Here is a 13,906-nt window from a genome sequence, read left to right as displayed (position 1 = left end):
CGTCATCAAGTGTTTAATTTTCTCTCGATTTTGGCCCTCGATTTTCGCTATTTCCCGACCTCTTTCGATTCATTTGGTTCATTAACCGAGGTCGTATCGTTAATTGAGGGAATGGTAAGCGCAAGAAGGCATCTTTCCAATCAGCAAAAATGAGTGGCGCAAAGGGTGTTAAATACGGTATCCCGAATGAACGTACACTGCAAGTATGCGCGACTAACACAATGAGCGCTAGTCCAACTCCATAGAGCCCAAATGAAGCTGCCACCACCATCATCAAAAATCGAAGCAAACGCACCGCATCCATCATCTGATGATGAGGGATGGTAAAACTGGCGATGGCCGTCCCTGCTACGACAATGACCATCGCACTTGAAACAATTCCTGCTGCAACAGCCGCTTCTCCCAGCACAAGTGCGCCAACGATTGAAACTGCCTGGCCAATCGGCCGTGGCATCCGAACACCGGCTTCTCGTAAAACCTCAAATGTAATTTCCATTAATAGAGCCTCTATAAATATCGGAAATGGAATTCCCGCTCGCTGTGCTGTCAGGCTAATTAATAAAGGTGTTGGAATCAATTCCGCATGAAAGGCTGTAAACGCAATAAATAGAGCCGGTCCCAAAAGAGTCATAATGAATGCTCCAACTCTTAAAAACCTCAAAAAACTAGCAATCGTAAAACGTAAGTAATAATCTTCAGCCGTTTGAAAAAATGAAATCCATGTCGCTGGTAAAATGATCGGATTCGGTGTACCATCAACGAAAATAGTGATCCGTCCTTCTAGTAAATGTCCTGCCACCACATCCGGACGTTCGGTTACAAATATGGTCGGCCAAGGTGTATAAGTATCATCCATAATCCATTCCTCTATTGTATTGGAACCTCCAAGCTCTTCTACTTCCATTTTACCGAGCCGCTCTTTAACTTCGGTAAGAAGTTTGTCATTAACAATCCCTTTTACGTACATAATGGCGACATCTGTTTGTGTGATGGTCCCAATTTTCACCGTTTCAATCCAGAGATTAGGACTTTTAATCCGATTGCGAACCATCGCTGTATTGGTAATAAGAGCTTCTACAAAACTCTCTTTAGGTCCCCGGACAGCTGGTTCTACTGTAGGCTCTCCAATCGACCGCAATTCTCCACCTTCTGCTGAACAGCTAACGGCATGGTTCCAGTCATCTATTAGAAGAATCGTTTTTCCCGACAAGAGGTTCAACAACAGTTTGTCCCATTTCGTTATGTCCTCAACAGTCCCAACTGCTAAAATATTCTCTTTAATGTAGGTAAATAATTCGCTAGGTGATTGAGGATTTACATTTTTATCATCGTGAACATTCCCCAGCAGACGTTCTATTATAAAGTTACTAATGATGTTCTTATCTGCTAATCCATTTATATAAACGATTGCTACTTTATGAAGCGATGGCTTTCCCGTTTTAAATTCACGAATTTCTAAGTCACTGCTGTTTCCTAGTGACTCCTTAATATTTTTTACGTTTTCGTCTAAATGTTCACTGATTTTCTGTAAGTTTGAGTGGATTGCTGTTTCTATATAATGCGGTGCCGGCTTCCTTTTTTTATGTATTTTTGTTAACCGTTTCCATGAGCTATTCATTTTCCTATTACACTCCAAGTTTACAGGATCATCGAATGAAGTGTTCGATGTTTAGTCTTATTAGTAACATCTCTATTTTCCAATTTTTTATCCGTATAAGAACAATCTCTGATGCCTAAACGGTTCTCATAAGACAAAGGCAATCGATCTTGGCATTTTTATTTATATTCTAAGAATTTTTTATAAGGAAGGTTTGTTTCAGAAAGGTAACTAATTACTTTTGGGCTAGACTTTACTAGTCCTATAAGTATTGAAAATAGGAAAGTAGGGGAAAATGAACAATTAGAAAAGATATACAACTTGCGGATTAAATTTTGGGAAAAGGGGGATTTCCAATGGAGAAGGCCAAAATTAGTGCTATTCAACTATTTGCCTTGATGTTTATATTTGAATTGGGGACTGCACTGGTCGTAAGTTATGGAATCGACGCCAAAAAAGACGCTTGGCTTGCGATTCTTTTAGGGATGTGTTTTGGAATTGTTTTATTTTTCATTTATTACTTTTTATTTCGCCAATATCCACATGTACCGCTTACCGGATATGCAAAAAAAATATTTGGTAAATACCTAGGATGGACCATTGGTTTGTTATACATCTTATACTTTTTGTATATGGCTGCCCGGCTTTTGCGTGACTTTGGAGAATTGCTGCTTTCCTCCACTATGCCTGAAACGCCATTACTTGCAATCAATATCTTATTCATTCTTACCATTTGTTATGTACTTTATCTAGGGATTGAAGTATTGGCAAGAACAGCAGAAGTATTTATCGTCATCTTGTGCTTTTTAGGGTTTGTAGGAAATTTTCTTATCCTTGTATCAGGTAATGTACGTCTCCATAATTTGCTCCCGTTTCTTGAACATGGGTGGAAACCAATTTTAACGACAGCCTTTCCGTTAGTTACTACGTTCCCTTTCGGAGAACTGCTTGTCTTTACCTTTCTTCTTCCTTATCTAAATCGGTCTACATCCGTTAAAAAAGTTTGGCTGTCCTCCTTAATTATAAGCGGCCTCATTTTAAGTTATACAGCATGTATAAATATCTCAGTTCTCGGTGTTGAAGAGGTGGAGAGATCTACTTTTCCCTTGTTATCAACGATTGGAAAGATCAATCTTTTCGAGTTTATCCAACGGCTTGATGCTATTGTTGTCTTTACCTTGCTAATCACTGTATTTTTTAAAACTTCGATTTTTTTCTATGCTGCCTTAATCGGAATCGCCGATTTGTTTAAGTTAAAAAACCATCAACAAATGGTCTTACCAACTGGTTTTATTATTATCTTTTTATCAATGGTGATGGCTGCGAACTTTTCAGAACATATTGAAGAAGGACTAAATATTACAGTCCATTTCCTTCATATTCCTTTCCTGATTATCATTCCATTGTTCATGCTGCTTGTTTCGACGATTCGTAATCATTTCAAGAAAAAAGATAGATCGGCATCAAAAGAAACATAATGATTATTTTGCTATATTCAAAAGCCCTCGGGTTTATAACAAACACGAGGGCTTTTTTGATAACGCATGCTATGTTAACTGAATTTTTCAAGTTTATATCTATATTTGTGAAAACACAAAGTCCTACATTTGTAAAACATTTACTTAGCATAAATGGTGGCTCAGGACGGAATCGAACCGACGAGCAGGGGCAACGACGCTTGAATATTACGCCCCATGTTCCATGAAGTATGTAAAAGTAGGTAGGGTTTCCTCTTTTTGTGCCATCTGTATACGAAGAGCAACAATTATTCATCTCTACTTAGACCACATCAAAATAGCAAATCCAAGCGCTTAGTGATCTGTATTCACCATTAACAGGAAAGTTTAATCCAAGGAAAGAAAAATGAGAAGCTTTTATGTCAACTCTACGATATAAGAAAAAAACAGGACAAGGAATGAACTTATAATTATGAATAAACCTTCTCCCCTCGAATGTACGTTTCGACTACGTTTATTTTATCAATATCCTCGAATCCCTCATGTAAAATATCCTTATCCAATATAATAAAGTCTGCATCATAACCTTCCTTTAATTGCCCTATTTTCGGAATACGGGTAATAGCTTGTGCTTTTCTTGTATATAAATCAATGCATTCTTCAATTGAAAGGCACTCCTTTACATTAAATGTGTCACCAGTATAGGCTGTTCTTGTAACGGCTGCTTTTATTGCCAAAAACGGATTTGAAGTATCCTGCCATGACGTTGCAGGTGCATCTGAAGAAAAACTCATCACAGCTCCTAGTTCCAACATTGTTTTAAACGGATAAGAACGATCTGTTCTATCCTTTCCTAGATTAGCAATATAACTATCATATTCTGCAAATACAAATAGCGGTTGTGTCACAAACCCGATTCCAGCTTTAATAGCTCGAAGTAACGTCTCTCTTGTTGGAAAAGCTACGTGCTCAATGCGAATGGAAGGGGCATCTTTTATCCAAGAGTCCACATTCCAAAAGGTATCTACTATTTGTTCGATTGCCCTTTCCCCCATTGCGTGAATGACTAATTGGACACAATATTTCTTTGCCGTTCTGGCCGCATCAAGCAATTCTCTAAAAGAAGTTGTAGACAATCCGTAATTGTGGTCTTCATCTACATAAGGAGAAGCCATCCATGCTGTTTTTCCTGAAACACTTCCATCTCCAAAAAGTTTTATTCCCCCTACCTGTAAGCAAGGGTAAGGTTCTTCAGCACTTTCGCTAAGTTTTTCCGGGCATTTTTTAAGCCGATCCCACAAATAGTAAAGCACAGTCTTTTGCTTATACCCTAGATCGAACGCCTTTTTAAAAAGGTCGTAATCTCTCGTTGGATCTGCCATTAACTCGGTTGTTGCAGTAATTCCTTGTGATAGTAATTTATGACTTAACTTTGCTAGCAAGGCTGCTTTTTCGTGCTCGGATCTCCTTGGCATCACTTGAAAAATGAGGTCTCTAGCTGTCTCCTTAAAAACTCCCGTTAACTCTCCGTCCTCCCGTTTCTCAATTTCACCTCCATATGGAGAAACGGTATCTGATGTCACTCCCGCTAACTTCATCGCCATACTATTAGCCACGATAATATGAGTGCAAGTTCTTGTCAGAATAATCGGGATATCTGAAGAAATATCATCCAGGTCCCATCTAGTCGGCGTCCTTTTCTCCTCAAGTTTAGCTTCGTCATACCCCCAGCCCCTTATCCAATTAGTACGATCTTCTTTAGCTAGATTCGAAATTTGTTCTTGGACTTTTCTTTTAATATCTTGAATGGAATAAACATTAGGCGGGCCACAATAGATTTGCTCATCCACTTCAGCTAACATTAGAGGGTGCATATGTGCATCAATCATACCTGGTAACACCCTCCGCCCTTTCAAATCAATCTGTTCTTCATATGGCTCCAGCCCAATATCATTACAAAAGTCGCCAATGTATGTAATCATCCCATCTTCAACAACCATAGCTTTAGCGTATAATTGCTCGGGATTAGAAGTATAAATGAGGCCGTTATAAAATAGAGTTTTCATGCATTGCTCCTTCCTATTAATCTAGAAGTTTTGACTTTAGTTTACTATAAGTTCCCAAATTTTTTTATTACTATTTCATACTCCATATCCTTATTAATCACCCCTTCAAGAAAAGCTACCTAACACCCACTCAGGCATTAGATAGCTCCCCATTCAGCTGACCATTTTCTCTTTAGTTACATAGTCATCCATATTATCATCATTTTTAGCAGAACTAAAAAACAAACCGATCACACCACCAACAATAGCTGGAACAACCCATCCTAATCCAACTGTATACAAAGGAAGGAACGCGGTAAACAGATGATCAACGAACTCAATTTGCAGACCCGCTGCCTTCAACCCTTCAAATAAACTAACAATAAATGTGAACAAAATACTTATCTGATAAACTTTCGTCTTCCCTTTGAAAAGAGGATGCAAGAATGTAAGAACTAATAAACACATTGCTAATGGATATAGCATGTATAACACAGGCACAGAAACACTGATTAGTGTCGATAAGCCAATATTTGAAATCACAGCACTAAATACAGTAAACACAACCGCCCATTTTTCATATGACATCCCAGGTACAATCTTAGTAAAATACGAAGCACAAGCTGTGATTAATCCGATGCTCGTCGTTAAACAAGCAGCAATCACAATAAAGCCTAATACGACCTTACCAAACGATCCAAAATAATAATGTGAAACACTAGCTAAAATCGCGCCTCCATTCTCAAGATGACCTAGTTCGCTCACACTACTTGCCCCTATAAATGTAAGAGAAGAATAAATTACAGCAAGTAGCGCCCCAGCAATAACAGCGACTTTCAAAGTAGCGACCATAAGGTCCTTTTTCGTCGTAATCCCTCTGTCCTTCATGATGTTAACAATCACAATTCCAAAGACAAAAGCACCTAACACATCCATCGTTAAGTAGCCTTCTTGAAACCCTTTGAAAAAGCTATTGTCCATAAATGAATCAACCGGTGCTTGAACTGGGCCGATCGGATTGACAAAGGCAGCTACGATAAGGATCCCAATGAAAATCAATAATATTGGTGTTAGAAATTTCCCAATAATATCAACTAGCTTACTAGATTGCAAAGAGAAAAATAACGAAATCCCAAAGAATACAATCGTAAAAAGAAACAATGGCAAAAAGCTATCAGGATTACTTAAAAATGGTCTGATCCCCATTTCAAATGAAACCGTATTGGTTCTCGGTATCGCAAAAAGTGGCCCGATCGCTAAATACAAAGCAACCGTAAAAACGACGGCATACACAGGGTGTACACGACCGGCTAATGATTGCAAATCACTTTTTCCTGAGAATGCCATAGCCATAATTGCCAAAATCGGCAACCCAACCCCCGTTACAATGAAACCGATGTTGGCTGCAAGGATATTCTCTCCAGCCATTTGACCAAGCATCGCTGGAAAAATTAAATTCCCAGCTCCAAAAAATAAAGCAAACAACATAAATCCTACCGCAATAAAAGTTGTGAATGAAACTCTTGACACGTTCTCTTCCTCCTACTATTTCGCCGCTTTGAATACGGCCGTTACCCAAAAAATCTTTTTATGAAATTTTGGCTTTTATCAAAAAACTTAACCTGCATGTGTCTCTTTATTTGAAAGACATGTAGAATAATATATCACAATAAAATATCGAAAAGCAATATATTTTCTGAAACTTCTTTCATCCCACAACTTAGTAAAGGGTTTCAAACTAAAAAAAACCGTTAACTACCCTCAAAAAGTTATTGTAAGGTATCATAATGGCAAGAATATTCAATGAATTAGGAGAAATAGTAGTCTGTGAAATACTCATCAAAAAAACGTTAAAGAGAGCCCCCTTCACTAGATTAAAGGGCTCGCTTCTCTGATATATAATACATTTTAAGTGATATTAGACAATAACCTTTTATTATATCGCTCTTGAAAACGATCCCTCATAGCCAAGCAAATGTCCCACAAATCTACAACCGGCTGCTTTGTGTAAGGTTGTGTATGCATATAGCCTGGCGGACCGAACTCTGGTGTGAATGTTAAATAAGGGTTTCCTTTTGATTCGAAATGCTTACAAATTTCAAGCCACCACTCTTCATGTTGCTTTAACGTATATTCATATTCTGGTGCGCGGAAATCAGGAACTTGAGGTCCTTGTTCAAATCCTACGCGCCCGTGAATATGAATTACATGTGGAATGACAATTTCTATGTTTTCTTTTTGATCTTCTAGCATTGATTCACAAACGTTACACCAGTGGCTGAAATCTGCTGTCAAATGTAAGTCTGGTAGATCCTTTACTAATCTAGCAGTTGACCAAGGGGTAAAAGTAGATCGCCCTCGATGCGTCTCATGCCCAATGGGAACCTTAACTTGTTTTTCAAGTTGAATCGCGCGCTCAAAAAATAAAAGCTGGTCTTCATAAGGCATAGAGTCCTTGGCACTTTGCGAATTTATCGCAATCGGCTTAAATGTTTCGGCTCTTTCTAGTTGTTGTTCGAAGGTCGTTATGTGGTCTTCTACCTTATTTGGATAAGGCTTTTCATTATCTTGTCGCCCTGTATTAACATGTAAGATAAGGTCTAGGTTATAATGATCAATCAGTTCCCGAAAATAAGTTTCCTCTTCAGGCAGCGGCATCGGTGTTTCAATTCCAGCGTAACCTGCTTCAGCTATTTGCATTAGTCGACTTTCCCAGTTTCCAGTCATACCCCAGACTGATTTCATGATTTTTAATTCCATACAATCTTCCTTTACATAATTAGATTCAAATATTAAACATTCAGCACTTTTAAAATTCCCTTTAGCTTCACCTTTGGATCAGCTAAATCTTTTGGCTGCAATTTCACCTGTTTTTCTATCAACATTTCTGCGATTCGGATATCTTTTGCAATACTCGGTGTACCTATACCACTTGCAGCCATTAAACGATTATCAGATGACAGATGGAAAAAGAGCTTCCCTTTGCTACCAAGGTCCCGAATGATTGTTTTGTCGCCACCATCGACTAGACCCGTAACTTGTAAACAAAGGTCATATTGATCAGACCAAAACCACGGGACAACTTGAAAAGGCACGACGGTACCCAACATGGCTCTAGCTACATAAATTCCTTGATCTTGAGCATTCCGCCAAGCTTCAAGCCGAATTCTTTTCCCATTATAAATAGGGTGTGGGAAGGAACAACAATCACCCGCTGCAAAAATGGCCGGATCACTCGTTCTTAGGAACTCATTTACACAAATCCCGTTCTCGACTTCAAGACCACATGTCTCAGCTAACTTGGTTTCGGGAATAGCTCCGATCCCAGCAATAATGACATCTGAGTGAATAGAAGTTCCATCAGCAAGACTTAGAACAACCCCATCCTTTACTTTTTTAATCTTTTCAATTCCAATTCCAAACGTAAAAGTAACACCGGCCTCTCTATGACGCGCCTCTACTATTTTGGCAATTTCTTCTGGCACTCCTCTTGATAAAATACGCGAGCCTACTTCGACAAGGGTTACTGTACATCCCCTTTTGATAGCACTTGCAGCTACTTCAAGACCGATGAACCCACCACCGATAATGGTAATCCGTTTTCCTGTTTGTAACTCTGTTCGTATTTTCATAGCATCAGCAAAGGTTCGTAGATAAAAGAGCTCATGAAGGTCTGATCCTTCCATCATTAATTTTCTTGGACGAGCCCCTGTTGCAAGTAACAGTTTCTCATATGGAATTTGCCGACCATCAGCGAGCCTAACAAATTGATTTACTCGCTCAATGTCTATTACTTCACAACCTGCCACAAAATCAATTTCATTTTCAGTGATCTTTTCCTGGTCAATCAGGTATACTGGAGAACGTTGCTCTTCTTTTGTAAGACACTCTTTTGATAAAGGAGGACGCTCATACGGGACCTGTCTTTCTTCTCCCAATAAAGTAATCCTCCCTTTCCATCCTTGCTCACGCATTTCCAGCGCTGCACGTGTGCCGGCTTCACCAGCACCGACAATCACCATTCCCCGCTCTATCATTCGCAAATCCTCCTAGTTGATATTAATAAAGATCTTTCCATTTTCAACCTTCACGGGATACGTTTTTAAATTTTCACAGGCAGGAGCTCTTTTTGCTTTCCCAGTTGTAAAGTCAAATCTTCCATTATGCTTTGGACACTCTATCGTATATCCCATTACTAGCCCATCTGCTAAACGAACACGCTCATGTGTACAAAACCCATCTGTTGCATAATTTTCATCATCCTCCGTTCGATAAATCGCAAAACTTTGACCGTCAAAATCAAAAGGAATAACATCCTCTTCATCAATTTCATCTATCATGCATGCTTCAATCCAATCTTTTAATTCCATCAAAACCCTCTCCTTTTTTTGATAGCAACCTTTGCTATCAATCTAATATTGAGTACTATTGAACGACCTACCGAATTTTAAACAGAAAGCGCGTCACAAAAGGGAGCGCTTTCTATTATTGACTAGGTTTCAGCTTACATTGTGCAAGAATGTCTGTTTACTCTTACACTCCCCTAGAAGCATGCTTATTTTGTTTCAAATATGCATCATCTACTGTCCCAAAGGGATGCGGACCATTGCAAATGACTTAAACATATGTGTCAGTTACTTAGTTAGAAGATTCAAAAATTACACTGGTAGCTCTCCTTATCAATATTTAATTGAACAACGTATTCAACATTCCAAATCATTATTAAAAACGACGAATGACTCTATTGAAAATATTGCCTTTTCTTCAGGTTTTAATAGTGCAGCCCATTTTATTACTACATTGAAGAAGCGTACGAACCTAACTCCTAAAGAATTTAGAAGCCTGAAGCTTTGAGTTTTTAACGTTGGTGAAAAGATGCGCTGCAGGCGCAACTTTCCACCCTTTCAGAAGTCCACAAATTATATGAAAGAAGACCTTTCAACCTAATGGTCGAAAGATCAAACTTATGACAGATATTACTTTGTAAGGTTTAAAATCCATTCTTTCAAATCGACCATGCGAAAATAATCAGGTTTCGTTTCTGTGCCAGCAACTAGCATCGGAACTGATGATTCGTTTTTATGAAACCCTCCATGACTAGCTCCCCCAGCATGAGAAGGCGTAACTTCTCCTCTTAACTCATACCCAGGTTTGGCAGATATAACTACAAAGTCTCCTTCATGAGAATGTAACGTACTATGAATTCTTTTCAGAGCATCAGGATAATCACCGAAAGTAATACGATTTTCTATTAGAGTTAAGTCTAGAACCGAGTATTCCCCTCTAACCTCCCAGAATTGATCGAATTCATCTTTTACGTTCCCCCCCTCTTTAAATTGGAAGCTTTCTCTTTTGTCACCTGAAGCGACATGAATCCATTCATCTACTTTCCAAGATATTAGATCGAGGCGTTCGTCTCTTTTCAATTTCTCAACAATCTCCGTTACTGGTACCTTGTCTGTATCTAATGAATAGATAAAACATGACCTCAAATTGTTTGCTATAACTACTTGATCTTCTTTTCGCACGCCTCTACTCAATTTTGTAACCTTTAATGGCTGTAATAATTCTTTTAGGTCAACAAAAGCTTGTTTTCGGTCATCTTTTATGCCAGATTGACCATTATCCCCAATCAAAATCCATATGTGTTGATCAAGAGCCTCTTCCCATGTCGGAAACGAGTCTAAGATTGTCTGCAAGTTTTTATCCATTTCCTTAATCCCCTTCGTATCCATCGGCCCATGTTTATGAACGTTCTTATCATGATCAGGGAGATAGATAAGGGAAAAATCAGGAATATCTTGATTACTGACTAAATGGGTAAATTCTTGAGCCGCGAATTTATTATTAAAGCCATACTTGTGCCAAATACCGCTGTATTTCCCATTAGGATTTAGCCTAGACAAACATCCATAGGTATATTTTGTGGCAGATCTTGTATCAATTCGCTTCTTAATCGGAACAAAATAACGAATCAATCCAGGAATTGTTAGCTGGTGAGGAACGTTCCCTCTATTTACAAGCGGGTTAATAGAAGCAGATTTTTTCCCTTGTTCGTATAATTCCTCGTGAATGGTTTTTACTTTTGTATTTAAATGTTCATTATTTAATCGGTAAAGAGTATCTCTCAAGCATTTACTAAGTCCAAGTTTTATTTGATCGAAAACGTGCGTTCCATAATTGATAATTCTATTTTCCTTTTGGCTGTACCATGTTAGAGCTGGGATTCGATGTTGATCCGAATACTGTCCTGTAAGCAATGTACTTTCCACATTTACTGACATTGTCGGGAAAGGGGCAACGACGCTTGAATAATAAGACCCATGTTCCATGAAGTATGTAAAAGCAGGTAAGGTTTCCTCTTTTAGTGCCATCTGTAATGGTTTATCCATCAATGTATCAAGCATGACCATAATAACTGGTTTACCAGAAGTAGTAATTGAAATCACCTCTTATCTTTTTATTAAATAAAAACCAATATTTATCTTTAGTATGCAAAACAATTGCAGCAACTATCACTAAATAACATATGATATCTTAATTTCTTAATAAGTGGGTGAATGTATGTATTATTATCCTTATCGTCAAGACTGGGCTTCTCTTATAGAAGTGTTAGACCAAAGTTTATATGCAGAAAAAATGGTTTGTTCCATGACTACACAATTATTTCACATTCCAACTACTCAAAACCTAAAAGGAAATCCCGAAATGCATGAGCATCTTGTCCCTGCTTCTTACCATCGAGTAACAGCAATAGGTTCTGCCGAGCGATTACAAAATGGTGAATATCATGATTCAATTATCGCTACGTTGATTTCATGTGTAAACAGTGCACTAAGAGAAGATCAAGAAGTAATGAAATGGTTACAAGTAATGAGAGACAACGCTCCTAATGAATTTAAACCTTTTATTCAAAACAGTATTAGTTGGCAACAACAAACTGAGCAAAGTATGTCCGCTGCTCAACAGCTTTTAAGACAAATCGGATTTGAAACTCAAAACCAAAATAGTCAATATGCTTATTAGGAGAGGACAATATCGCTGATTGGGTGAAGGTAATGAATGCAGATCGTTTTGATCTAAAGCTTAAGAAAGCTGCACTAACGAACAATTAAATGTAAGAAATAACCGTCGTCAGTTTTGAAGTGACGACGGTTTTCTTTTTGCAGATTAATAGTTACAACGAGTGTGATATTGAATCTCAGATTCCTTAAAAAACTATCTTATTTTACGTGTTAAGATGATTCTCTTAAAAATTAAATAATAGGTAGAGGTATTTCCACTTTTTAAGTACATTTTATTGTATATACTCTAGAGGATTTGATTAGTATTCTTCTGAAACAAGTTAGAACATACTGTCTTTCTGTCCAACTTGATTATTATACTGTCGGAAGTGGATGGTTTGCTGTCGGAACTAGTCAATTTGCTGTCCAAACTCCTCACCTTTCTGTCGAAACGACTTTTATGAGCGTTACCACAACGCTCTTAGCCAATTCGAACATTCTAATTTGTACACACTAAAAAAGACAATCCATTGGATTGTCTTTTATCTGCCTGGCAACGTCCTGGCTCGCCATTTCTCTTCTACGGGGATGATTGGCATGGTGTCATTTCTTCGACGTTTCTCACATCGTATTACGAAGAGAAACAGCTCGTCTCACAGGGGGACATGGAGTTTTTTCAGAGAAGTATAATCATGTTGTAACCATCGGCTTATTCATAGAAGATGCTGCTCCTCCGGAACAGAGCTCTTCAGCGCCCTCTACTATTTATGTACAGAAAAAAAGCATTCCTCAACGGAATGCTTTTAGGTGCCTGGCAACGTCCTACTCTCACAGGGGGAAGCCCCCAACTACCATCGGCGCTGAAGAGCTTAACGACCGTGTTCGGCATGGGAACGGATGTGACCTCTTCGCTATCGCCACCAGACTAGTTTATTGAACATCGGATTCCTTAAAAGGTATCTTAGTTCACTTTTTGAGATAGTTCTCTCAAAACTAGATAATGCGTTCTAGAAACCATTGTCACACTTCACGAAGTATGACTTCAAGAATCAATTATTGGATAAGTCCTCGACCGATTAGTATCTGTCAGCTCCACGTGTCGCCACGCTTCCACACCAGACCTATCAACCTCATCATCTCTAAGGGGTCTTACTGGATTAACTCCATGGGAAATCTCATCTTGAGGGGGGCTTCATGCTTAGATGCTTTCAGCACTTATCCCGTCCACACGTAGCTACCCAGCTATGCTCCTGGCGGAACAACTGGTACACCAGCGGTGTGTCCATCCCGGTCCTCTCGTACTAAGGACAGCTCCTCTCAAATTTCCTACGCCCGCGACGGATAGGGACCGAACTGTCTCACGACGTTCTGAACCCAGCTCGCGTACCGCTTTAATGGGCGAACAGCCCAACCCTTGGGACCTACTTCAGCCCCAGGATGCGATGAGCCGACATCGAGGTGCCAAACCTCCCCGTCGATGTGGACTCTTGGGGGAGATAAGCCTGTTATCCCCAGGGTAGCTTTTATCCGTTGAGCGATGGCCCTTCCATGCGGAACCACCGGATCACTAAGCCCGACTTTCGTCCCTGCTCGACTTGTAGGTCTCGCAGTCAAGCTCCCTTTTGCCTTTGCACTCTACGAATGATTTCCAACCATTCTGAGGGAACCTTTGGGCGCCTCCGTTACTGTTTAGGAGGCGACCGCCCCAGTCAAACTGCCCACCTGACACTGTCCCTGAACCGGATCACGGCTCGAGGTTAGAATGTCAGCACAGTCAGGGTAGTATCCCACCGACGCCTCCAC

10 protein-coding genes and 2 rRNA genes are annotated in these 13,906 nt (G+C 39.3%); 3 read left to right on the top strand and 9 right to left on the bottom strand.

Annotation, left to right across the window (positions count from 1 at the left end; translation table 11 throughout):
* Nucleotides 1–13: 13 nt before the first annotated feature.
* Nucleotides 14–1,618: a spore germination protein gene (locus SAY88_RS14920; RefSeq protein WP_332632621.1), complete on the bottom strand. Its 1,605-nt coding sequence runs from the start codon at nt 1,616–1,618 to the stop codon at nt 14–16.
* A 335-nt stretch (nt 1,619–1,953) separates the two neighbouring features.
* Here SAY88_RS14920 and SAY88_RS14915 point away from each other — a divergent pair, with 335 nt between their 5' ends.
* The gene (locus SAY88_RS14915; RefSeq protein ID WP_332632620.1) at nt 1,954–3,075 is read left to right on the top strand and encodes a GerAB/ArcD/ProY family transporter; all 1,122 of its coding nucleotides are present in this window, start codon (nt 1,954–1,956) and stop codon (nt 3,073–3,075) included.
* Between the two features lie 449 nt (nt 3,076–3,524).
* Here SAY88_RS14915 and SAY88_RS14910 read toward each other — a convergent pair whose 3' ends face one another.
* From SAY88_RS14910 to SAY88_RS14890, 5 genes are all read right to left on the bottom strand, one after another.
* Nucleotides 3,525–5,120 carry an amidohydrolase gene (locus tag SAY88_RS14910; protein WP_332632618.1) on the bottom strand — a complete coding sequence of 532 codons (1,596 nt, stop codon included), beginning with the start codon at nt 5,118–5,120 and terminating at the stop codon, nt 3,525–3,527.
* Between the two features lie 153 nt (nt 5,121–5,273).
* The gene (brnQ, locus tag SAY88_RS14905) at nt 5,274–6,629 is read right to left on the bottom strand and encodes a branched-chain amino acid transport system II carrier protein (RefSeq protein WP_332632616.1); all 1,356 of its coding nucleotides are present in this window, start codon (nt 6,627–6,629) and stop codon (nt 5,274–5,276) included.
* A 378-nt stretch (nt 6,630–7,007) separates the two neighbouring features.
* Nucleotides 7,008–7,859, bottom strand: coding sequence for a sugar phosphate isomerase/epimerase family protein (locus SAY88_RS14900; protein WP_332632614.1), 852 nt, complete (start codon nt 7,857–7,859; stop codon nt 7,008–7,010).
* Between the two features lie 32 nt (nt 7,860–7,891).
* Entirely contained in the window at nt 7,892–9,136 is a 1,245-nt protein-coding gene (locus tag SAY88_RS14895; RefSeq protein WP_332632612.1) for an NAD(P)/FAD-dependent oxidoreductase, read from the bottom strand.
* Between the two features lie 12 nt (nt 9,137–9,148).
* On the bottom strand, nt 9,149–9,469 hold the full coding sequence (locus SAY88_RS14890) for a MocE family 2Fe-2S type ferredoxin (RefSeq protein WP_332632610.1): 321 nt from the start codon (nt 9,467–9,469) through the stop codon (nt 9,149–9,151).
* Nucleotides 9,470–9,659: 190 nt separating this feature from the next.
* Between SAY88_RS14890 and SAY88_RS14885 the strand changes: the two genes are divergently transcribed.
* Nucleotides 9,660–9,953 carry a helix-turn-helix domain-containing protein gene (locus tag SAY88_RS14885; protein WP_332632608.1) on the top strand — a complete coding sequence of 98 codons (294 nt, stop codon included), beginning with the start codon at nt 9,660–9,662 and terminating at the stop codon, nt 9,951–9,953.
* Nucleotides 9,954–10,075: 122 nt separating this feature from the next.
* Here SAY88_RS14885 and SAY88_RS14880 read toward each other — a convergent pair whose 3' ends face one another.
* Nucleotides 10,076–11,548, bottom strand: coding sequence for an alkaline phosphatase family protein (locus SAY88_RS14880; RefSeq protein ID WP_332632606.1), 1,473 nt, complete (start codon nt 11,546–11,548; stop codon nt 10,076–10,078).
* Nucleotides 11,549–11,663: 115 nt separating this feature from the next.
* Between SAY88_RS14880 and SAY88_RS14875 the strand changes: the two genes are divergently transcribed.
* Nucleotides 11,664–12,125 carry a hypothetical protein gene (locus SAY88_RS14875; RefSeq protein WP_332632603.1) on the top strand — a complete coding sequence of 154 codons (462 nt, stop codon included), beginning with the start codon at nt 11,664–11,666 and terminating at the stop codon, nt 12,123–12,125.
* 787 nt (nt 12,126–12,912) lie between these two features.
* Here SAY88_RS14875 and rrf read toward each other — a convergent pair.
* Together rrf and SAY88_RS14865 are read right to left on the bottom strand one after the other, a co-directional pair.
* Nucleotides 12,913–13,028, bottom strand: a 5S ribosomal RNA gene (gene rrf, locus SAY88_RS14870).
* A 131-nt stretch (nt 13,029–13,159) separates the two neighbouring features.
* A 23S ribosomal RNA gene (locus tag SAY88_RS14865) occupies nt 13,160–13,906 on the bottom strand; the annotation flags it as partial.

The sequence above is a fragment of the Halalkalibacter flavus genome, assembly GCF_036663575.1.
Classification (GTDB): domain Bacteria; phylum Bacillota; class Bacilli; order Bacillales; family Bacillaceae_D; genus Halalkalibacter; species Halalkalibacter flavus.
This window is presented reverse-complemented; position numbering and strand designations above follow the sequence as displayed.

Bases quoted from the DNA above. Each gene is read 5' to 3' on its own strand.
- SAY88_RS14890 (WP_332632610.1), bottom strand. From the start codon at position 9,469: ATGGAATTAAAAGATTGGATTGAAGCATGCATGATAGATGAAATTGAT.
- SAY88_RS14900 (WP_332632614.1), bottom strand. From the start codon at position 7,859: ATGGAATTAAAAATCATGAAATCAGTCTGGGGTATGACTGGAAACTGG.
- SAY88_RS14910 (WP_332632618.1), bottom strand. From the start codon at position 5,120: ATGAAAACTCTATTTTATAACGGCCTCATTTATACTTCTAATCCCGAG.
- SAY88_RS14875 (WP_332632603.1), top strand. From the start codon at position 11,664: ATGTATTATTATCCTTATCGTCAAGACTGGGCTTCTCTTATAGAAGTG.
- SAY88_RS14920 (WP_332632621.1), bottom strand. From the start codon at position 1,618: ATGAATAGCTCATGGAAACGGTTAACAAAAATACATAAAAAAAGGAAG.
- SAY88_RS14915 (WP_332632620.1), top strand. From the start codon at position 1,954: ATGGAGAAGGCCAAAATTAGTGCTATTCAACTATTTGCCTTGATGTTT.
- SAY88_RS14895 (WP_332632612.1), bottom strand. From the start codon at position 9,136: ATGATAGAGCGGGGAATGGTGATTGTCGGTGCTGGTGAAGCCGGCACA.